Source organism: Streptomyces azureus, assembly GCF_001270025.1.
Taxonomy (GTDB): Bacteria; Actinomycetota; Actinomycetes; order Streptomycetales; family Streptomycetaceae; genus Streptomyces; species Streptomyces azureus.
Genome location: NZ_DF968186.1, coordinates 59,088 through 80,159, shown reverse-complemented (window position 1 = coordinate 80,159; position 21,072 = coordinate 59,088). Strand labels below are relative to the sequence as shown.

The window sequence follows — 21,072 nt, the reverse complement described above, 5'->3', positions numbered from 1 at the left end:
GCGACGCTGCGGAGATCCATCGGAAGGGCCCTAGCCGGGGATGCGGGGCGGCAGCCGGTGCAGTTCCACGTCGGTGAGACGGCCGTCGGCGACGGTGGCGGTCATGTACGTGCAGTGGGGCTGGCGGCGGCGGTCCGTCGGGGAGCCCGGGTTGAGCAGCCGCAGGCCGGTGGGGGCCGTGGTGTCCCAGGGGATGTGGCTGTGGCCGAAGACCAGCACGTCGAGGTCGGGGAAGCGGGCGGCGCAGCGCTTCTCCCGGCCCTGGGCGGGGCCCGTCTCGTGGACCACGCCGAAGCGCAGCCCGCCCAGGTCCGCGTACGCCACCTCGGGCAGCCGGGCGCGCAGGTCCGGTCCGTCGTTGTTGCCGTACACGCCGACGAGCCTGCGGCAGCGGTCCTCCAGCAGGTCGAGGGTGGCCCTGTCGACCCAGTCGCCGGCGTGGAACACGACGTCGGCGTGCGGGAATTCGGCCAGCAGGGGGGCGGGCAGGACCTTGGCCCGCTTGGGCAGGTGAGTATCGGACATGAAAAGCAGGCGCACATCCTCACCCTAGAGGCTTCCCGCCGCCCCGCCCGGGAACCCGGTCGATCTTCAAACAGGCGGACCGCGCAGCTCAGTTGCCCCGTGGCCGGAGATGATCACGGCCCGGTCTCGAAAGGTGAGGCGGGATCGCCGACCGGGTTAGCATCGGGCAACACGCAGTACAACAGGACGTCTACGGCAAGCGACCCGAAGGGGCCCGGAAACCCGATGCCGGTCAAGGTCAGCGTCATCATCCCCGTCTACAACCCGGGGATCTACATCGAGGACTGCATCGCCTCGCTCAAGAGGCAGTCGCTGCCTCCCGAAGAGTACGAGGTGATCTTCGTCGACGACGGCTCGACCGACGAGACACCGGCCCGGCTGGACGCGCTCGCCGCCGAGGACCCCCGGATGAAGGTCATCCACCAGGAGAACTCCGGCTGGTCGGGCAAGCCCCGCAACGTCGGCATCGAAGCCTCCCGCGGCGAGTTCGTCATGTTCGTCGACAACGACGACTACCTGGGCGACGAGGCCCTGGAGCGGATGTACGACTACGGCGTGGCCAACGGCGCCGATGTCGTCGTGGGCAAGATGGCCGGCAAGGGCCGCGGGGTGCCGGTGGAGCTGTTCCGCCGCAACCACCCGCGCGCCACCGTCGAGAACGCCCCGCTCATCGACAGCCTCACCCCGCACAAGATGTTCCGCCGTGCCTTCCTCGACCGCATCGGCCTGCGGTTCCCCGAGGGCAGAAGGCGCCTGGAGGACCACGTCTTCATCGCCGAGGCGTATCTGCGCGCGGAGAACGTCTCCGTTCTCAGCGACTACGTCTGCTACTACCACCTCCGGCGGGAGGACGGCTCCAACGCCGGCTTCGAACGCTTCGATCCGGTCGGCTACTTCAAGAACCTCCGCGAGGCCCTCGACGTCGTCGAGCGGTACACCGAGCCCGGACCGGTGCGTGACAAGCTCTTCCGGCGCTGGCTGCGTGTGGAGATGGTCGAGCGGCTGCGGGCCCGGCGCTTGTTGAAGCTGCCGGACGACTACCGCAGGGAACTGTTCGCCGAAATCCACGAGGTCGTCGTCGAGCGGTTCGGTCCCGGGGTCGCGGCCGGGCTCCAGCCGACGCAGCAGGTCGTCGCCGCGCTGACCGCGGCCGACCGGTACGACGACGTCGTCTCCTTCGCCCGGTGGGAGGCCGGTGTCGCGCCCAAGGCGGCCCCCGGGCACGTGGAGTGGCGGGGCGGTACGCTCAGCGTCGGCTTCACGGCCGAGTACACGTCCGGCGGCGACCCGATGACCTTCCCGGCCGACGCCGAGGCGACACCGCTGGACGACGCGCCCAAGGACGTGTCCGAGGCGGTGGAGTGGGTGGCCGCGCAGACCGCCGCGCGCTTCGGCCAGGCCACCGCGGACCTGCTGCTGCGGGAGCGGTCCAGCGCCGCGCAGTACTTCCAGCCCGTGCGGTTCACCCGCGAGACCGTGCCCGTCGGGGACGGCAAGGAGGTCCGGCTGGTGCTGCGGGCGACCGCCACCGTCGATCCGGCCGACCTGCCGAAGGACGGCGTCTGGGACGCACTCGTCCGGGTCAAACTGGGCGGCTGGACCAAGGAGTGCCGGCTGGGCCCGGCGCCGCGGGCGAGCCGGCCCACGCCGGACGTGGGGGTCGTGGGGGATCGTCCGGTGCTGCCGTACTGGACTGATCCGCACGGCAACCTCTCCCTGGAGCTCGGCGTGCGTGGCAAGCGGCTGGGGCTGGGCCGCGTGCAGCAGTCCGGCGTCACCGTCTCCGGCGACCACGTCCGTGCGCTGGTTCCGCTGTACGTCCCCGGCGACACCGAAGTGCGGCTGCGGTTCGTGTCCGCCCAGCAGATCTTGGAGGCGCCCGGCACGCTCTCCCCCGCCACGGACGGGACGGGGGCTGTGCTGGCGGCGGCCCTGCCCGCGGAGAACCTCTCGCGCGGCGTCTGGCGGGTGGCCCTGTGCCTGGCCCCGGACGCCGCCCGGCCGCTGTACACCGGGTTGCCGTTCGCGCTGCGCTCGGCGGGCGGGCGTGTGCAGGTGGCGCCGGTGCCGCAGCCCGGCCTGGCGCTGCGGGTGGCGCGGCGTGCGCGACGCGTGGCCGGTACCGTGCGTCGGAAGGTTTCCCGTATCAGCATCGGAGGGCAGTGACGGCATGCGACCACTGGGGATAGAGGGCGCCTGGGTTCTGGAGCCCAAGATCTTCCCGGACGACCGGGGCAGCTTCCACGAGTGGTACCGCAGCGCGGAGTTCCGTGAGGCCACGGGCTACGACCTGTCCCTGGCCCAGGCCAACTGCTCGGTCTCCCGGCGGGGCGTGCTGCGGGGTGTGCACTTCGCGGATGTGCCGCCCAGCCAGGCCAAGTACGTCACCTGTGTGCGCGGTGCCGTCCTGGACGTAGTGATCGACATCCGCGTGGGCTCCCCCACCTACGGGCAGTGGGAGGCGGTACGGCTCGACGAGGACACCCGGCACGCGGTGTTCCTCGCGGAGGGGCTGGGCCACGCGTTCATGGCCCTGACCGACGACGCGACCGTGGTGTACCTGTGCTCGGCGGGCTACGCCCCGGAACGCGAACACGGCATCCACGCCCTCGACCCGGCCCTGGGCATCGAGTGGCCGGACGGAATCGAGCCGCTCCTCTCCCCCAAGGACGAACAGGCCCCGACCCTGGCCGAGGCGGAACGCCAGGGCTTGCTGCCGTCGTATGAGACCTGCCTTGCCTATTACGAGGAGCTGCGGGGCCGGCGACGGGACGGCTGACGCCTGCGGCAGGCGGGGCGTTGGGGTCCCGGACGGGGCGCGACGCCAGAGGCCGACCCGGGTGAGGTGCGTGCCCGGCTGCGGGGGGGGGATCGAGGCCATGCAGTCGCAGCCCGGTGCGGCGGCGCACCATCCCCCGCCGAGAACGAGGTTCCCGGCACGGGCGCGCGGGCCGCGGGCCCCGGCCCTGCGGACGCGACCGAGGACCGGGCGGCCCTCACCGTCCGGCACCACGTGCAGCGGGCAGCGCCCGAGGCCGGTGCCCGCTGCGGCCCGGAGGGGCCCACGACACGCCTTTGGACCCGCCTGCGCGGCGCACGCGACACGCCGTGGGCCGGTCCGCGCGGCGTACGCGACACGCCGGAGGCTGCGCGGGCACGGCTGTGCTCGGCGCCCGAAGCCGGTACCCCGGTCGGCAGAGGGCTGATTCGGGAGGGGCACACCGGCAGTCACAGAGTCGCCCCAGGGTGAGTCGCCCCGCACCCGGGACCGCTGGCCGCCACACCACGCAACGGCCGAGCCGCATCCCTCCGGCATGCCGAAGGCCCAGGCGCGCGCAGCGCCTGGGCCCGGGCCCGGGCCCGAGGGACGTCGAGAAGCCCGGCGTCGGGGTCAGCGGCTGACGCCCACCTGTTGCAGGGCCTTGCGCAGGGGCTCCCAGCCGATGGAGCGGGGCAGGCCGCGGTTGCGGGCCTGGACGAGGGGGCGCCAGAAGCCTGCTTCCACGAGAGCCTCGGGGCGCACCGCACCGGCCCGTTCCAGGATCGCCTCGGGGACCTTCTGCGGGTCGGGGATCTTGTACTCGGCCATGATCTCGTCGTACTTGTCGTGCAGCACCCGGTTGTTCGGGTCGGCGCCGAAGACGACCAGCTGGCCGGTCGGGGCGGTGTCCACCTGCACCGTGACCAGGTCGGGGCGGTAACGCGCCAGCACCTCGGTGATCTTGAAGACGTCGCCGGTCCAGGCGTTGGTGTGCCGGTCCCGGGCCGCCTCGTCGATGCTGCGCGGCAGCATGTCGTCGAGGACGATCACGCTGGACCAGTCCGAGTACTTCTCGACGTTCATGAAGTCGCGCAGTGCGAACTCGAACAGGTGCATGCCGTCGATGAACGACAGGTCCAGCGTCGTTTTGCGCCAGTAGCCGATCGGGCTGCGGCCGCGGCGCAGGTTGCGCAGCGGGTGACGGCCGCCCTTGAGGTGCTGGAGGGGGTTGTCACGGGCGAAGAAGTCGTCGCTGGTGGCCTTCACCAGATGGACGTCGCACCTCAGCTCCGAGACCACCTTGAAGGCGGGGTCGATCGCGATGCTGGGGACGCGGGACAACGTCAGGCTGCGGCCGTCGTTGACGCCGATCTCCAGGTAGTTGCGATTGGCGCTGACCTTGTGCAGTTCCCGGAGGAACTCATGGCGTTTCACGAAGGGGGACCTTCCTTGCGGATACGGGGCAGTGCTTCGTGCAGGGCGGAGCGCCAGTCGCGCGGCGGGGGCAGGCCGATCTCCTGCCACCGGCGGTGTGCGAGGGCGCTGTACGCCGGGCGGGGCGCGGGCCGGGGGAAGGCCGCGCTGCTGGTGGGGCGCACCCGGCCCGGGTCGGCGCCGATGAGGGAGAACACCTCGCGGGCCAGCTCGTACCAGGTGGCCTCGCCCGAGTTGGTGGCGTGGAAGACGCCGTGCGCGTCGGGGCCGAGCCGTACGCCGAGGTCGGCGATCCGTTCGGCGACGTCCGCGCTCCAGGTGGGCTGCCCGCGCTGGTCGTCGACGACGTCGAGGGTGTCGCGGCGGGCTTCGAGACCGATCATGGTCCGCACGAAGTTAGCGCCGTGGACCCCGTAGAGCCAAGCCGTGCGCACGATCGCGCTGGCCCCGGGCAGTTCCTCCAGCACGGCCCGCTCCCCGGCCAGCTTGGTGCGGCCGTAGGCGGTGCGCGGGCCCGTCGGATGGTCCTCCGGGTAGGGGGTCGTGCGAGCCTCGCCGGAGAAGACGTAGTCCGTGGAGACGTGGATCAGGCGGGCGCCGTGCGCCGCACAGGCGCGGGCGAGCAGGCGCGGTCCGTCCCCGTTGATCTCCAGGGCGCGGGCCTCGTCGCTCTCGGCGTCGTCCACGGCCGTGTACGCGGCGCAGTTCACGACCAGGTCGGGCCGGTGGTCGCGCACAGCCGTGTCGACGGCCGCGGGCCGGGTGATGTCCAGGGCCGCCCGGTCCAGGCCCACCACCTCCTCGCCGCGCCGGGTGAGCTCCTCGACCACGTCATGGCCGAGCATTCCGCCCGCCCCGGTGATCAGCCACCTCATGCCCGCTCCTGGGCGACGCGCTGCTTCAGGGGCTCCCACCAGGCACGGTTGTCGCGGTACCAGGCGACGGTCTCGGCGAGGCCGGTGGTGAAGTCGTGGCGGGGGCGGTAGCCGAGTTCGTCGCGGGCCTTGGACCAGTCGACCGAGTAGCGCAGGTCGTGGCCCTTGCGGTCCTCGACGTACTCCACCCGGTCCCAGTCCGCCCCGCAGGCCTTAAGGAGCAGGCCGGTGAGCTCCTTGTTGGTGAGCTCGGTGCCGCCGCCGATGTTGTAGACCTCGCCGGGCCGGCCCTTGGTGCGGACGAGGTCGACCCCCTGGCAGTGGTCGTCCACGTGCAGCCAGTCACGGACGTTGCGGCCCTCTCCGTACAGCGGCACCTTGTGGCCGTCGAGGAGGTTGGTGACGAACAGCGGGATGACCTTCTCGGGGAACTGGTGCGGGCCGTAGTTGTTGGAGCAGCGGGTGACGCGCACGTCCAGGCCGTGGGTGCGGTGGTAGGCCAGGGCGAGCAGGTCGGAGGAGGCCTTGGAGGCCGAGTACGGGGAGTTCGGTTGCAGCGGGTGGTCCTCCGGCCAGGAGCCGGTCTCGATGGAGCCGTAGACCTCGTCGGTGGAGACGTGCACGAAGGGGCCCACGGCGTGGCGCAGGGCGGCGTCCAGCAGGGTCTGGGTGCCCAGCACGTTGGTGCGGACGAAGTCGGCCGCGCCGGTGATGGAGCGGTCCACATGGGATTCGGCGGCGAAGTGCACGACCTGGTCCGCGTCGGCCATGAGCTTGTCGACCAGTTCGGCGTCGCAGATGTCGCCCTGGACGAACTCCAGCCGGGGGTGGCCTAGTTCGAGGTTGTCGAGGGTGCCGGCGTAGGTGAGCTTGTCCAGCACGGTGATGCGCGGCGCGTCGGGCGCGTCCGAGGCGAGCGTTGCGCGGACGTAGCGGGAGCCGATGAACCCGGCTGCGCCGGTGACGAGGAGGTTCATGAAGTGATCTGCACCTTGCTGTGGTCTCCGAGGACGAAGCGGTGGGCGCTGGGGACGCTGGGAGCCGGCGTCACCTCGACGTGCCGGCCTATCAGCGAGGCCTCGATCCGGCCGACGCCCTGGATCGAGGAGTCCCGCAGCACGATGGAGAACTCCACTTCACTGTCGGTGATCCGGCAGTTCTCCGCGATGGAGGTGAAGGGACCCACGTAGGAGTTGGTGATGACGGTTCCGGAACCGATGACGGCGGGGCCGACGATGCGGGAGTTGACGATCCGCGCGCCCTCCTCCACCACCACGCGTCCGATGGTCTCCGACGCGGTGTCCACGTCGCCGTCGATCCGGCGGTCCATGCCCTCGAGAACCATGCGGTTCACCTCGAGCATGTCGCCGACGTTGCCGGTGTCCTTCCAGTAGCCCGTGATGACCGTGGAGCGCACGTCGGCGCGGGAGTCGATCAGGTGCTGGATGGCGTGGGTGATCTCCAGTTCGCCGCGCCAGGACGGTTCGATGGCGCGTACCGCTTCGTGAATCAAGGGGGTGAACAGGTAGACGCCGACCAAGGCGAGATCGCTCTTGGGCCGGTCGGGTTTCTCCTCCAGGCCGATGACCTGGCCGGAGGGGTCGAGTTCGGCGACGCCGAAGGCGCGTGGGTCGGCCACGCGCGTGAGCAGGATCTGGGCGTCGGGCCGGTTGCCGCGGAACTCGTCGACGAGGTCGGTGATGCCGCCGACGATGAAGTTGTCGCCGAGGTACATCACGAAGTCGTCGTCGCCGAGGTAGTCCCGGGCGATCAGTACCGCGTGGGCCAGCCCCAGGGGCCGCTCCTGGGGGATGTAGGTGATCTTCAGGCCGAACTGCGACCCGTCGCCCACCGCTTCCTCGATCTCCGCTGCCGTGTCCCCGACGATCATGCCCACGTCGGTGATGCCGGCCTCGGCGATCGACTCCAACCCATAGAAAAGCACGGCCTTGTTGGCCACTGGCACCAGTTGCTTGGCCGACGTGTGTGTGATCGGCCTCAGTCTTGTTCCTGCGCCGCCGGACAGCACGAGAGCCTTCATTCGGTTCACCTTAGTCGTGATCCGGCGGATGTGAACATCACTTCTTTTGGTTGTCGACGCGCGGAGTTACGCCCACCGTCACCACGCGGCCTCCTGGGGAGGGGTCAGTCCTCGCCCCTGACGATGTTCCAGTCCGGCTCGGAGCGCGCGGTCCGGGTGGTGGCCCGGTCCTCCACGGCGGGGAGGCAGGTCCGCAGCGCGGCCTTGCCGCGCAGGCGGCGTGCCTTCGACCAGCCGGTCTCGGGCCGACGGACGACGGGCTTGTCACTGGTCTCCATGGACGTCACGACTCATCATCTTCCTTCTGCGTTCCGCTGCTGTTCGAGTCCCCATGAACAAACCGAACAAACACGAATCGTGACGTCTCGGCCGCGCTTTGAAGTCCCGTGCGCCTCAAGGCTGTTGCCCCCGCATGCGACGGCCCCGCGCACAGTGCGTGCGCGGGGCCGGCCGGGTGCTGTCGTCACGTGTTGGGACGTGCGGCGCTGATGTCGCCCAGCGCCGAGTCCGGGTCGCGCTCCATGGCCATGTCGCCGAGGGAGACGATGCCCACGGGGTGGCCGTGGTCGACGACCGGGATACGGCGCACGGAGTGCTCACGCATCAGCTCCACCGCGTGATCCAGGTCGTCGTCGGGGCTGACGGTGACCAGGTCGTCACTGCACGCACCGGCCACGGTGGTCTGCTCCGGGTCGCCGCCCTGGCTGATCGCCCGGACCACCAGGTCACGGTCGGTGACCACACCGCGCAGATCGTCGCCGTCCGTCACCAGGACGACGCCGAGGTCCTCGTCGCGCATGATGCGGGCCACCTCGGCGACGGAGGTCTGCGGCTCGACCGTGGCCGGATCGCTGGTCATGATGTCGCGGACATGCTGAGCCATGACGTTCCTCTTCCTTCGGCTCGGGTTCTCCGTCTTGCGCCGCCCGGGTACCCGGCGAACCGGCCCGGTCACCAGGTGATCCTGGACAGGGTTCACCGCCCGAGGACCAGCTCCGCCCACACCTGCTTGCCGCCGCTGACCGGCAGAGTCCCCCACGTCGCCGCCAGGGCCTCGACGAGGAGGATGCCCCGGCCGCCCGTGGCCTCCCAGCCGATGCTGGCCGGCCGGACCGGGCTGCGCGGGGAGGCGTCGGCGATGGCGACACGCAGGCGGTCGTTGATGAGCGTGAGGTCCATGCGGACCCGGCCGTCGGTGTGGACGAGAGCGTTGGTGACGAGTTCGGAGACGACGAGGAGGATGGCGTCGATGTCCTCGGTGACGCCCCAGGAGCGCAGGGTGCGCCGGGCGAAGCGGCGGGCGTGCCCGACCGCCTGCGGGACGCGCCACACCGTCCAGCTCTCCCGCAGCGGGCGCAGGTCCATGCCGTCGTAGCGCATGAGGAGCAGGGCGACGTCGTCGCTGCGCGGGGCGTTGCCGAGGAGGGCGTCGGCGACGTGCCCCAGCTCGGCGGGGGCGGCTTCGGCCAGCCGGCCGGCGAGGCGGTCCATGCCCTCGTCGATGTCGGTTCCGGGCGTCTCGACGAGGCCGTCCGTGGCCAGGGCGATCACGGTGCCGGGCGGCAGCCGGAGCGGACTCATGGGGAAGTCGGCCCGGGTGATCACGCCGAGGGGCGGGCCGCCCTCGGCCTCCGCGATCTCGGTCCGGCCGTCCGGGTACCGCAGCACCGGCGGCAGGTGCCCGGCACGCACGCACCAGGCGGAGCCCTCCTCCAGGTCGATGTCGACGTAGGCGCAGGTGGCGAAGAGGTCGCTCTCCATGTCCATGAGCAGTCGGTTGGCGTGCGCGACCACGACGTCCGGCGGGTGCCCTTCGACGGCGTAGGCGCGCAGGGCGGTGCGCATCTGGCCCATGAGGGTGGCGGCGCCCGCGCTGTGCCCCTGGACGTCGCCGATGATCAGGGCGACGTGGTTGTCGGGCAGCGGGATGACGTCGTACCAGTCGCCGCCGAGTTCGAGTCCGGCCGTGCTGGGCAGATAGCGGGCGACGGCCACCGCGCCCGGCAGCCGGGGCAGGCGGCGCGGCAGCAGCTGGCGCTGGAGCATGCCGACGAGTTCGTGTTCGGCGTCGAAGGCCCGGGCCCGCACCAGGGCCTGTCCGGCGAGGCCGGCGCAGGCGGTGAGCAGGGCGCGCTCGTCGGCGCCGAAGTCGTGCGGGCTGTCCCAGCCGATCAGGCAGGCTCCGGCCATGCGGTTTCCGGCGGGCAGCGGCAGGACGGCGAGGCCGCCGGGGCCGACCTCGGCCAGGGAGCGTTCCAGGGGACTGCCGGCGGGCCAGATCCGGGCCCGGCCCTCGCGCAGCGCGGCGACGAGGGTGGGCATGGCGCGCACGGGCGCGTCGGGCCACTCGCCCCGCCACTCCGTGCGCCACAGCTCGGGCCAGGCCTCGGGTTCGGGCGGGTCGAGGACGGTGACGACGAGGCGGTCGCTCTCCAGCTCGGCGAGGGCGATCCGGTCGGCCAGGAGCGGCCGGCGCAGGGCGGCGACCACGGCGTTCCCGACGTCACGGACGGTGACGGCGGTGGCCAGCGCGGTGGCCAGGCGCTGGACACGGGCCACGTCGGTGACGTCGGAGCGCAGCGTGGAGGCGTCGGCGACGGTGCCCACGAGCCGCGCGGGGTGGCCCTCGCCGCCGGGCAGGAGACGCCCGCTCAGTCTGAGCCACTTCGGCGGCCCGGTGGGCTGGAGCACGCGGAACTCCAGCTCCCGGTCGCCGATGGACATGTGGTCCGCCTCCACGACGGACATCAGCGAGGGCAGGTCCTCCGGCACGGTCATGCCGAGGAGGGTCTCGACCCGGCCGTCGAACTCCACGGGGTCCAGGCCGAACAGGTCCAGCAGTTCGTCACCGACCCGGACGCGGCCGGTGTCCATCGCGAGGCTGAAGGCGCCCGGCGGCAGTTCACCGCCCTCGGTGGGCGCGGCCGGGGCGGTGAAGGCGACCGCCTCGGAGATGAGTTCCAGGCACTTGCGGTCGTCGGTGTCGAACCCGGCGGGGCGCTCGCTCACGGCGAGCAGGCAGCCGCCGCCGTTCCCGTGCACCGGCAGGGCGACCAGGTGGAAGTCCCGCGACGGGACGCGCCGCGCCTGGGCGTGCTCGGCGAGTTCGGCCGGGCCCATCGAGACCGGCCGCCCACCGCGGTGGGCCTCGGCGACCGGGGACCGCCCGGCGCGCGGGTAGCTGTTGCGCAGCCCGTACAGCGTCCTGGGCACCCCGGCCGACTCGACGAGGCAGAGCTGTTCGCCGTCCTGACCGGGCGTGTACACGGCGACGAACGCGGCACCGGCGAAGACGAGCGCCTGTTCGAGGGCGCGGTGCACGCGTTCGGGCGACCCGTGATCGACCTCGATCGCTTTGAGGGCACCTTCGGCACGCAGCGTTCGCGTTCCGCGCTCCTGGGCGCCCTCACTGACCACGTTGGCCATTAGAGCGCTTATGAGACACCTGCGCAGCCCCTGTGGCCGTTCCGTGGAGCCGAGCCCGCACAGGCGCTCGAAAGCCACCGAACATGTCTTTACCCATGCGTTCCGCACGGTGTTCTCGTGACAGGCGTGACTGTCCGGGCCCGTCGCGTGGCTGGAAGGCTCGGTGCCCGTCACGGAGGGGGACGCATGGACAAGCGGTACGAGGTGTACGCGCTCGCCGACCGGCATTTCTACGAGACGCCCCACCGGCTGCGGGGCGGGCAGGAGGCCGCGCAGGGGCCGGCCGCGCACCTCTACGAGACGGCCCGCCGGCCGGTGCCCGAGGGCTGGGAGGCGGCGCGGATCGGCGACTGGCTGACGATGACACCGCTCGGCCCGGACGGCGAGCCGCTCCCGGGTCCGGCCCAGGGCTGGAAGATCCACGCCTCGGCGACCCGGGCGAACGCGGAACAGATCGCCGGGATCGTGTGGGACTACTGCGTCGAGCGGCGGATCCCCTTCAAGTTCGTGCCGGGCCCCCACCTGCTGCACCTGCGCAACACCAAGTACGCGCCGCGCGACGGCAGCGGCAAGTTCGTCACCGTCTATCCGGCCGGCGAGGAGCAGCTGCACGAGGTGCTGCGCGAGCTGGGCGCGCTGCTGGAGGGGTTCGAGGGACCGTACGTCCTGACCGACCTGCGGTGGGGCGAGGGTCCGCTGTACGTCCGGTACGGCGCCTTCGCTCGCTCGTTCGTCGTGGACGACCGGGGCTCGCTGGTGCCGGCGGTGCGGGACGGCGAGGGGCGGCTGGTGCCGGACCGGCGGGCGCCGTCCTTCCAGGTGCCGGAATGGGTGACGCTGCCGGAGTTCCTCAGGCCACATCTGGACACGCGCAACAACACGACGACGGGCGACCTGCCGTACCGGATCGAGAAGGCGCTGCACTTCTCCAACGGTGGCGGTGTGTACGCGGGCACCGACACGCGTGACGGACGCAAGGTGGTGCTGAAGGAGGGCCGGCCGCACGCGGGGCTCGCCTCGGACGGCGCCGACGCGATCGCCCGGCTGGAGCGGGAGAAGCGGGCGCTGGAGCAGGTCGCGGGCACGGGTGTGGTCCCGGAGGTGCGCGACTGGTTCGAGCTCGGAGGCCACCGATTCCTGGTGATGGACTTCCTTCAGGGCCGTCCGCTCAACTCGTTCTTCGCCGAGCGGCATCCGCTGCTCGCCCAGGACCCCGAGCCGGAGGCCGTCGCGGCGTACACGGCGTGGGCGCTGCGCATCCACCGCAGGGTGGAGGAGGCCGTGGCGGCGGTGCACGCGCGCGGCATCGTCTTCAACGACCTGCACGTCTTCAACATCATGGTCGCGCCGGACGAGGAGTCGGTCTTCCTCCTCGACTTCGAGGCCGCGGCCCCGGTCGGGGAGAACGGCCGCCAGGTCGTCGCCCACCCGGGCTTCTTCGCGCCGCCGGACCGCCGGGGCGCCGACGTCGACCGCTACGCCCTGGCCTGTCTGCGGCTGGCCCTGTTCCTGCCCGTGACCACGCTGTTCGTGGTCGACCGCGGCAAGGCGGCACATCTGGCCGAGGTGATAGCTCAGCAGTTCCCGGACGTGCCGCGGGAGTTCCTGAACGAGGCGGTCGCGGAGATCACGCGGGAGGTGTCCGGCCGTACGGTGGCCGCTCCCTCCTCTCCGGTGGACCCCGGCGACTGGCCGTACAGCCGCGACTCGATGGTCAAGGCGATCCTCGCCTCCGCCACCCCGGAGCGCGACGACCGGCTCTTCCCGGGCGACGTCGCCCAGTTCTCCGACGGCGGCGGGCTCGGGATCGCCCACGGCGCGGCCGGGGTGCTGTACGCACTGGACGCGATCGGCGCCGAGCGGTACGAGGAGGGCGAACGCTGGCTGCTGGCCCGGACGGCGCCGGCCCCGGTCGGCACGCCGCTCGGCCTGTACGACGGGCTCGCGGGGGTCGCCCTGGTCCTGGACCGGCTCGGGCACCGGCAGCGGGCGCTGGACCTGGTCGAGGGCATCCTCGCGGAGCGGTGGCAGAACCTCTCCTCCGACCTGCACGGCGGACTGGCCGGACTGGGCCTCGTTCTGGGCCATCTGGCGCGCACCACTGGGGAAGCGGTGCTGCGCGAGCGGGCCGACGAGGCCGCCCGGATCCTCGTGCGACGGCTCGCCGAGCCGCTCCCGGCCACGCCCCGGCGGCGCGCCGGACTGCTGCGGGGCGCGACCGGTCCGGCGCTCCTGCTGCTGCGGCAGTACGAGTGGACCGGCCGGGCCGAATGGCTTCAGGCGGCGGCCGTGGCCCTGCGCCGGGACCTGGAGTCCTGTATGACCCGCGAGGGCGGTGCGCTGGAGGTCGACGAGGGCTGGCGGACCCTGCCCTACCTCGGCGACGGCAGCGCGGGAATCGGCATGGTCCTCGACGACCTCGTGGCCCACGCGCCGGAAACGGCCGGGGAGTTCGGGCCGGACCGCTCCGGCGTGCTGACCGCCGCCACCTCACGCTTCTACGCGCAGCCCGGGCTGTTCCAGGGCCGCGCCGGGATGATCCTGCACCTCGGCCGCACGACCACGCCGGGCGCGACCGCGGACCGGCTGGCCGGGCAGATCGCCGGACTCGGCTGGTTCGCGATGGCCTACCAGGGCCAACTCGCCTTCCCCGGCCACCAGATGATGCGGCTGTCCATGGACCTCGCCACCGGAACGGCAGGGTGCCTGCTGGCGCTCGGCGCGGCCCTCGACCCGGCGACCGACGCCCACCTGCCGTTCCTCCCGCCGCCGAACCTGCGGCCCACCTGAACGCGGCTCCGCGATCCGGCGGAGTCGTGACACCACCCCGTCCCCACGGATGACCACGGACGGACACCCAACGGAAGGACACACCATGGCACTTCTCGACCTCCAGACGATCGAGTCCGAGGAGCGGACGGACGGCGGCGGCGCCAGCACGGTGAGCCTGCTCTCCTGCATCAGTGCGGCGAGCGTCATGCTCTGCCTCTGACCGGCGTCCGCGTCATGGCTCCGGGCGGTCTTCTCCCTTCGGGGAGGGGCCGCCCGGGGTCCGTCCCGTCCCGCGAAAGGCCCGTATGAGCACGCGTGGTGACGACGACCCGGCGACCGGACACGCCCGCACACTGCTGCGCACGGCCACCCGCCACAGCGGGGCCCGCTGCGCGGCCCTGTGCCTGGTGAGCACCGCCGCCACCGGTGCCGGACTGCTGCTGCCGACCGCGCTGGGCCGGGCTCTCGACCTTCTGCTGGCGCAGGCCCCGGCGACCCGGTGGGTGCTGTCCTGCGCCGGTCTCGCGCTGCTGCTCGCCCTGCTGGACGCGGCCCAGACCACCCTGACCGGGACCGTCGACGCCCGCAGCACCGCGTGGCTGCGCCGTCGGCTGACCGGGCACGTCCTGGGCGTCGGCCCGCGGGCCGCCGACCGCTTCGGCTCGGGTGACCTCGTCGCGCGCCTGGTCGGCAACGCCGCCGAGGCGGGTACCACTCCGGCGGCCCGTGCGGCGCTGCTCGCCGCCCTCGCCGGTCCTCTCGGGGGTGTGGCCGCGCTCGGCCTGATCGACTGGCGGCTCGCCGCGGTCTTCCTCGCCGGGGCGCCCGTTCTGACGTTCCTGCTGCGTGCCGTGGCCCGTGACACCGCTCAGAGCGCGACTCGTTACCAGCGGGCCCAGGGCCGGATCGCCGCCGCGCTGGCCGAGGCCGTCGAGGGTTTCCGCACCGTCCGGGCGGCGGGTACGGAGGGCAGGGAGACGGCCCGTGTGCTGCGGCCGCTGCCGGGCCTGTCCGAGGCCGGGCACCGCATGTGGCGGGTGCAGGGACGCGCCGCCGCAAAAGCGGTCGCCGTGGCACCGCTGCTCCAGCTCGGGGTCGTCGCCGTGGCCGGTGTGCTGCTGACCCGGGACCTGTTGTCTGTGGGCGAGGTGCTCGCGGCCTCGCGGTACGCGGTGCTCGCGACGGGCGTCGGCGTCCTGGTCGGCCGGCTCGCGGGCCTGGCCCGGGCCCGGGCGGCGGCCCGGCGCCTCGGCGAGGTCCGGGCCGAGCCCGCCACCGCGTTCGGCGAACGGCGGCTGCCCGACGGGCCCGGACGGCTGGAGCTGCGCGGCGTGACGGCCCGGCGCGGCGGACGCACCGTGCTCGACGGAGTGGATCTCGTCGTACCGGGCGGCACCACCCTGGCCGTGGTGGGCCGGTCGGGCGCGGGCAAGTCGCTGCTGGCCGCGCTCGCCGGGCGGCTGGCCGACCCGGACGCGGGCGAGGTGCTCCTCGACGGGGTGCCGTTGCGCGAACTGCCGCACGAGGACCTGCGGCGCGCCGTCGGCTACGCCTTCGCCCGTCCGGCCCTCCTCGGCGGCACGGTCGAGCAGGCGATCGGCCTCGGCCTGGCATCTCCCTCCCCCGGCCGCGTCCGTGCTGCGGCCCGCACCGCCCTCGCGGACGACTTCGTCCGCCGCCTCCCGGACGGATACGACACGGCCGTCGCCGACGCCCCGCGCTCCGGCGGCGAGTCCCAACGGCTGGGCCTGGCCCGGGCGTTCGCACACGGCGGCCGGCTGCTGATCCTCGACGACGCCCTCTCCAGCCTGGACACGGTGACGGAACGCCACATCACCGACGCCCTCCTCGGCGACGGCCCTGGCACCACGCGGCTGCTCGTCGCCCACCGCAGCGCCACGGCCGCGTGCGCCGACGCGGTGGCCTGGCTGGACGAGGGGCGGGTGCGCGCGGTGGGGCGGCACGAGGAGCTGTGGCGGCTCGCGGAGTACCGGGCGGTGTTCGGGGAGGGGACGGACTCCCCGTATGCCGGGGCCGGGAGCGGGAGCGGGGCAGAGGCATGACGGACAGCCCCGTAGGCGCCGACGGTGCCGCGCTCCCGCCCGCACAGGGCGGACTGGCCGCGCGAGGACTGCGGTTCCTGCTGGCCCGGTGGCGGGTCCTGCTGCGGCTCACCGCCTGGTCGGTGCTGGAGACCGGGCAGACCTTCCTCATCGGGTACGGTCCCGCCCGCGCCCTGGACGAGGGGTTCCTGCGGGGACGGCCGGATGTCGGGCTGGCCTGGCTGGCGGTGGCCGGGCTCGGTGTCCTGGCCGGGGCGTACGGGACCGCACGGGTGTACGCGGCCGTCGCCGCGCTGGTCGAACCGTTCCGGGACCGGCTCGTGGAGCGGGTGGTCTCCCGCGGGGTGCGAAGCGGTGACGCGGGCTCGCTGTCGGGGCTCACCCAGCAGGTGGAGATCGCGCGCGACACCTTCGCCGGGCTGGTCATGGTCTCCCGCTCCTTCGTGTTCACCGCCGCCGGTGCCCTGGCCGGGCTGTTCACGCTCGCCCCGCCCCTCCTGCTGGTCGTCGGGCCGCCCCTGGCCGCGGGGGTGACGCTGTTCGCGGCGACACTGCGACCGCTCGCCCGGCGGCAGGAGGCGTTCCTCGTCGCCGACGAGGCCCTCGCGGGACACCTGGGCACCGTCTGTCCGGGCCTGCGGGACATCACGGCGACCGGCGCCGAGGCGCACGTCGCCGCCGCCACCGGCGAACGGGTCGAGGCGGAATTCCGGGCGGCACGCTCCCTGGCCCGCTGGGGCGTACTGCGCGTGGCGTCCCTGGCGCTCGGCGGCCAGCTGCCGATCGTGCTGCTGCTCGCCACCGCCCCGTGGCTCCTGGCCCACGGCGTCACCACGGGCGCCCTGGTCGGCGCCCTCGCCTACGTCACCCAGTCCCTGCTGCCCGCCCTGCGCAACCTGATCCACGGCCTGGGCACCAGCGGCTCCCGCCTGACGGTGGTGCTGCGCAGGCTCGCCACGGCGGGTTCCGCCGAGACCGGCGGCACGGACGGCGGCGGAACGCGGTCGCGGGGTGTTGCCCCGCGCGCAAGGTCTTCGTGTGCGCGGGCCGCGGGTCCGTCCGCGGGCACGACACAGCACGCGGAACCCCGGCCCCCGGACACGGCAGAGCGGCAGGTGGGGCCCCGCCACGCTCCCGGCACCCGTGCCGACGGGTCCCGCGGCACGCTCCCGGGAGCGAAACGGGCCACCGAGGGCACACCCCTCACGCCGGCCGTCCCCGACGGCAGACTCCACACGCCCACCGTCTCCGACGACACACCCCGCACCCCCACCGCTGACGGCCGGACCGCTCCCGCCGGCCATTCACCGCCCGTCCCCTCTCCCCCAGCCCTGTCCCTCTCCTCCGTCACCTTCGCCTACGGTCCCGCCGGCACACCCGTCGTCGACGACCTCGACCTCACCCTCCCGGCCGGCTCGCACCTGGCCGTCGTCGGCCCCAGCAGTGCCGGCAAGTCCACCCTCACCGCCCTCGTGGCCGGGCTTCTCACGCCGGACCGGGGCACCATCGCGGTGGGCGGGCACCCCGTGCCCGGGCCGGAGGCGGCCGCCGCGCGGGTGCTCATCCCGCAGGAGGCGTACGTCTTCGGCGGCACACTGGCCGAGAATCTCGCGTACCTGCGTCCGGAGCCGGTGCCCGAAGAGGAACTGCTGGCCGCGGCCGAGGCGGTCGGCCTCGCCCCGCTGGCCGACCGGCTCGGCGGCCTCGGCGCCCGGGTCGATCCGGCCGCCCTGTCGGCCGGCGAACGGCAACTGGTCGCGCTGACCCGGGCCTACCTGTCGTACGCCCCGCTCGCCCTGCTCGACGAGGCGACCTGCCATCTGGACGCCGAGACGGAGGAGCGCGCCGAGCGGGCCTTCGCCGCGCGGCCGGGCGGGACGCTGGTGGTCGTCGCCCACCGCATCAGCTCGGCCCGCCGCGCCGGCCGTGTGCTGGTCATGGACGGCCGGAGCACGGCCTGCGGCGGCCACGAGGAGCTGATGCGGTCCTCGGCGCTGTACCGGGATCTCGTCGGGAGCTGGGCACCCGCACCGTCCCGGCGGTGGTCAGAGCCAGCCCTGTCCCTGCGAGATGCGGATCGCGTCGATGCGGTTGCGGGCCCCGGTCTTGCGGGTGATGGCCGCCATGTAGTTGCGCACGGTCCCATGGGACAGGTGCAGGCTCCCGGCGATCTCCGCGATGGAGGCTCCCTCGGCCGCGAGGGATAACACGCTCAGCTCTCTGCGGGTCAGCGGCATCTCGGCCGCCTTGAGGAAACCGAATCCCAGCGAGTCGTTGACGAAACGTTCCCCCTCGGCGACCCGGCGGATTCCGCGCAGCAGGTTCTGCGGCGAGCCCTCCTTGTCGACGTAGCCGAGCGCCCCCGCCTCGGCCGCCCGTTTCAGCAGTCCGGGTCTGTTCGCGGTGGCGAGCACGAGTAATCGCGGGCGCGTCCGGTCCGGGCCCGGCCGGCACAGCTCGCCCAGTGGAGGGATGCCGTAGGAGTCCGCGCACTCCAGGTCCGCCGCGCAGACATCCGGCCGCACGGACGGCAGCAGTCCGGGCGCGCCTCGCCACGAGGTGTCGTGCACCACGAGATCGGACTCCCCCCGCAGCCACTCCGCCAGCACCGATCGCACCAGACACTCGTCGTGCACCAGAAGCACCCGGATCACTGCCACCCCCTCGGCTCGCCGTACGCCACCTCGTCGTGTTGAGCGCGTGCCCCATTGTTCGCGACCGTGACCCTGCGTGGGCGCGGAGAACCGGCCATCAGGGTGCGTGGGGGCGCACGCGCGGCGTCCGTACACCCCGCCGCGCTTCGACTTCGGCGGCATGAGTCACGGCGGTCGGGGAACGCGGGCCCCTTCAACGGGGCCCGTGGGCCTGTGACCGACGGTAACCAGGTCCGTCCCCGTGCCGCTCGTCGTGCGCGACGGGCCGCCAGGGAGGAGATTTGTTCGTGGGCCCGGTCGCGCGGCCGTGCGAGGAGGTGGTCGGCGTGTCCGACGGACAGTCGTCCGCGCAGGCGCCGGCAGCCGCCAGGACGCCGGTCGGCCGACCCCTGCTGTCCTTGGCGCTGGCCTCGATGATGGACGAGGTGCACGCCCACTCCGGCGCGGTGTACCTGCTGGCGCAGGACCAGCCGGTGCTGGAGATGGCGGTGATGGCGGGGCTGCCCCGGGCCTTCGCGGCGCCCTGGGAGCGGGTGGGGCTGAGCGCGCCGATCCCGGTCGCCGAGGCCGCGCGCGAGCGCAGGCTGGTGTGGGTCGGCGGCGAGGAGGAGATGGCCCGCCGCTATCCGCGGATCGCCGTGGTGCTGCCCTATCCGTTCGCCCTGGCGGCGGTGCCGGTGGCCACCGAGTCCACCGTGTACGGCGCGGTGTTCGTGACCTGGCCGGGCGGGCATCCGCAGGAGCTGTCCGACCGGGAGCGCGAGGGCCTGACCGCGGCCTGCGGCCGGCTGGCGGTCCGGCTGGAGCGGGCCGCCGAGCACAGCATCCCCCCGCACCCCGAGACCGATCTGGTCGCCTCGCCCCTGGTAGGCGGTATGGCCGGCACGCTCGGCACGGTCGAGGCGGCCCGGATGGTGAGCCGGCTGCCCTACGGGCTGGTCTCGCTGGATCTGCACGGGCGGATCGGCTTCGTCAACGCGGCGGCGGCCGACCTGCTGCACGTCCCGGTCAGCCGGCTGCTCGGCACGCAGCTGTGGGCGTCGGTGCCGTGGCTCAACGACCCGGTGTACGAGGACCGTTACCGGGCCGCGTTGATGAGCCAGCACACCGCCTCGTTCGTGGCGCTTCGCCCGCCCGGCGAGTGGCTGTCGTTCCGGCTGTATCCGAGTACGACAGGCCTCAGCGTCCGGATCACCAGGTCCCGGGCCGTGTCGGAGATGAACCGGGCCGCACCGCCGTCCGACGGGACGCCGACCCGGCTGGTCACCATGTCGCAGGTGCTGGACCTGGCCAGCGCGCTCACCGAGGCGGTGGGGGTCCAGGACGTGGTGCAGCTGGCCGCGGACGAGATCGCCCCGGCCGTGGGCAGCCAGGCCCTGGTCGTGCTGGGCTCGCGGGCGAACCGGCTACGGGTGCTCGGGCATCGAGGGTACCGGGACGCGACCGTGGTGGAAAGCTTCGACGGGATGCCGCTGACCGAGCCGACCCCCTGCACGCAGGTGCTGCGGACGGGCGTGCCCGCCTTCTTCGCGTCGCAGGAGGAGCTGGAACGCCTCTATCCGGCGCGGCTCCCGACGCCCGACGGGTTCGCGGCCTGGGCGTATCTGCCACTGATCGCCCAGGGCCGGCCGGTGGGGACGTGCGTGCTCTCCTACGCCGAGCCGCACCACTTCCCGACGGAGGAGCGGGCGGTGATGACCAGCCTGGCCGGGCTGATCGCCCAGGCGCTGGAGCGGGCGCTGCTCTATGACGCCAAGCACCGGCTCGCGCACGGCCTCCAGGAGGCGCTGCTGCCGCACTCCCTGCCGTCGCTGCCCGGCATCGAGGCGGCCGCCCGCTATGTGCCGGCCACCCAGGGCATGGACATCGGCGGCGACTTCTACGACCTGGTGCGCACCCAGGGGATGGCGGCGGCGGTGATCGGGGACGTGCAGGGCCACAACGTCACGGCGGCCGGGCTGATGGGGCAGGTCCGCACCGCGGTGCGCGCGTACACGGCCGTGGGCCAGGCGCCCGAGGAGGTCATGCGCAGCACCAACCGGCTGCTGCTCGACCTGGGGGCCGACCTGTTCGCCAGTTGCCTGTACCTGCGCCTGGACCCGGCGCGCGGCCGGGCCGTGATGTCCCGGGCGGGTCATCCGCCGCCGCTGCTGAGACGCCCGGACGGGCGGGTGCGCGTTCTCGACCTGGCCGGCGGCCCGCTGCTGGGCATCGACGCCTCCGCGGTGTACCCGACGACGGAGGTCGCCCTCGCCCCCGGCTCCCTGCTCGTCCTCTACACCGACGGGCTGGTCGAGTCCCCCGGCACCGACTTCGAGGAGGCCCTCGCGGGCCTGGGCCGGCGCCTGGCCGACGCCGGGGACCAGCCGCTGGACGAACTGGCCGACAGCCTCGTCCGCCACGAGCCCCACCGCACGGACGGGGAGGAACGGCTCGACGACATCGCCTTGTTGCTGCTCAGGGCCGTCGGATAGGGCCCCGGACGTTCTCCTGCGGAGCCCCGCCGGTGCGCGGACGGGCC

The 21,072-nt window shown here is 73.2% G+C and carries 15 protein-coding genes and 1 pseudogene; 7 read left to right on the top strand and 9 right to left on the bottom strand.

Annotation, left to right across the window (positions count from 1 at the left end):
* Positions 1-30: 30 nt before the first annotated feature.
* Positions 31-540: a metallophosphoesterase family protein gene (locus AOQ53_RS00625; RefSeq protein WP_059413881.1), complete on the bottom strand. Its 510-nt coding sequence runs from the start codon at positions 538-540 to the stop codon at positions 31-33.
* A 210-nt stretch (positions 541-750) separates the two neighbouring features.
* Between AOQ53_RS00625 and AOQ53_RS00620 the strand changes: the two genes are divergently transcribed.
* Together AOQ53_RS00620 and rfbC are read left to right on the top strand one after the other, a co-directional pair.
* The gene (locus AOQ53_RS00620; protein WP_059413879.1) at positions 751-2,691 is read left to right on the top strand and encodes a glycosyltransferase family 2 protein; all 1,941 of its coding nucleotides are present in this window, start codon (positions 751-753) and stop codon (positions 2,689-2,691) included.
* 4 nt (positions 2,692-2,695) lie between these two features.
* On the top strand, positions 2,696-3,304 hold the full coding sequence (gene rfbC / locus AOQ53_RS00615) for a dTDP-4-dehydrorhamnose 3,5-epimerase (RefSeq protein WP_059413877.1): 609 nt from the start codon (positions 2,696-2,698) through the stop codon (positions 3,302-3,304).
* 612 nt (positions 3,305-3,916) lie between these two features.
* On the opposite strand, the gene AOQ53_RS00610 is transcribed toward rfbC, so the two are convergent.
* From AOQ53_RS00610 to AOQ53_RS00580, 7 genes are all read right to left on the bottom strand, one after another.
* Complete coding sequence (locus tag AOQ53_RS00610; protein ID WP_059413874.1) at positions 3,917-4,720, bottom strand: class I SAM-dependent methyltransferase; 804 nt, start codon at positions 4,718-4,720, stop codon at positions 3,917-3,919.
* Positions 4,717-5,595 carry a dTDP-4-dehydrorhamnose reductase gene (gene rfbD / locus AOQ53_RS00605; RefSeq protein ID WP_059413873.1) on the bottom strand — a complete coding sequence of 293 codons (879 nt, stop codon included), beginning with the start codon at positions 5,593-5,595 and terminating at the stop codon, positions 4,717-4,719. The genes AOQ53_RS00610 and rfbD overlap by 4 nt, the downstream gene beginning before the upstream one ends.
* Entirely contained in the window at positions 5,592-6,572 is a 981-nt protein-coding gene (gene rfbB / locus AOQ53_RS00600; RefSeq protein ID WP_059413871.1) for a dTDP-glucose 4,6-dehydratase, read from the bottom strand. Before rfbB ends, rfbD begins: the two co-directional genes overlap by 4 nt.
* A complete protein-coding gene (locus AOQ53_RS00595; protein WP_059413869.1) occupies positions 6,569-7,636 on the bottom strand; it encodes a glucose-1-phosphate thymidylyltransferase in 1,068 nt (355 codons plus the stop codon). Before AOQ53_RS00595 ends, rfbB begins: the two co-directional genes overlap by 4 nt.
* A gap of 104 nt (positions 7,637-7,740) precedes the next feature.
* Entirely contained in the window at positions 7,741-7,923 is a 183-nt protein-coding gene (locus AOQ53_RS00590; RefSeq protein ID WP_059413868.1) for a hypothetical protein, read from the bottom strand.
* A 176-nt stretch (positions 7,924-8,099) separates the two neighbouring features.
* On the bottom strand, positions 8,100-8,519 hold the full coding sequence (locus tag AOQ53_RS00585; RefSeq protein WP_059413866.1) for a CBS domain-containing protein: 420 nt from the start codon (positions 8,517-8,519) through the stop codon (positions 8,100-8,102).
* A gap of 92 nt (positions 8,520-8,611) precedes the next feature.
* A complete protein-coding gene (locus AOQ53_RS00580) occupies positions 8,612-11,062 on the bottom strand; it encodes a SpoIIE family protein phosphatase (RefSeq protein WP_059413865.1) in 2,451 nt (816 codons plus the stop codon).
* Between the two features lie 186 nt (positions 11,063-11,248).
* Here AOQ53_RS00580 and lanKC point away from each other — a divergent pair, with 186 nt between their 5' ends.
* The 4 genes from lanKC to AOQ53_RS42570 all read left to right on the top strand — a co-directional run bounded on the left by lanKC (position 11,249) and on the right by AOQ53_RS42570 (position 18,104).
* The gene (gene lanKC, locus AOQ53_RS00575; RefSeq protein ID WP_059413863.1) at positions 11,249-13,852 is read left to right on the top strand and encodes a class III lanthionine synthetase LanKC; all 2,604 of its coding nucleotides are present in this window, start codon (positions 11,249-11,251) and stop codon (positions 13,850-13,852) included.
* 85 nt (positions 13,853-13,937) lie between these two features.
* Positions 13,938-14,054, top strand: a complete 117-nt coding sequence (locus tag AOQ53_RS00570; protein WP_059413861.1) for a SapB/AmfS family lanthipeptide — start codon at positions 13,938-13,940, stop codon at positions 14,052-14,054.
* Between the two features lie 85 nt (positions 14,055-14,139).
* Positions 14,140-15,897, top strand: coding sequence for an ABC transporter ATP-binding protein (locus AOQ53_RS00565; protein ID WP_059413859.1), 1,758 nt, complete (start codon positions 14,140-14,142; stop codon positions 15,895-15,897).
* Complete coding sequence (locus AOQ53_RS42570; protein ID WP_059413857.1) at positions 15,894-18,104, top strand: ATP-binding cassette domain-containing protein; 2,211 nt, start codon at positions 15,894-15,896, stop codon at positions 18,102-18,104. Before AOQ53_RS00565 ends, AOQ53_RS42570 begins: the two co-directional genes overlap by 4 nt.
* Here AOQ53_RS42570 and AOQ53_RS40080 read toward each other — a convergent pair.
* Positions 18,027-18,713, bottom strand: a pseudogene (locus AOQ53_RS40080) (LuxR C-terminal-related transcriptional regulator); the annotation flags it as partial. The gene AOQ53_RS42570 and the pseudogene AOQ53_RS40080 sit on opposite strands and share 78 nt — an antisense overlap.
* Before the next feature lie 155 nt (positions 18,714-18,868).
* Here AOQ53_RS40080 and AOQ53_RS00555 point away from each other — a divergent pair.
* Positions 18,869-21,025, top strand: a complete 2,157-nt coding sequence (locus AOQ53_RS00555; RefSeq protein ID WP_059413902.1) for a SpoIIE family protein phosphatase — start codon at positions 18,869-18,871, stop codon at positions 21,023-21,025.
* The last annotated feature ends 47 nt before the right edge of the window (positions 21,026-21,072 follow it).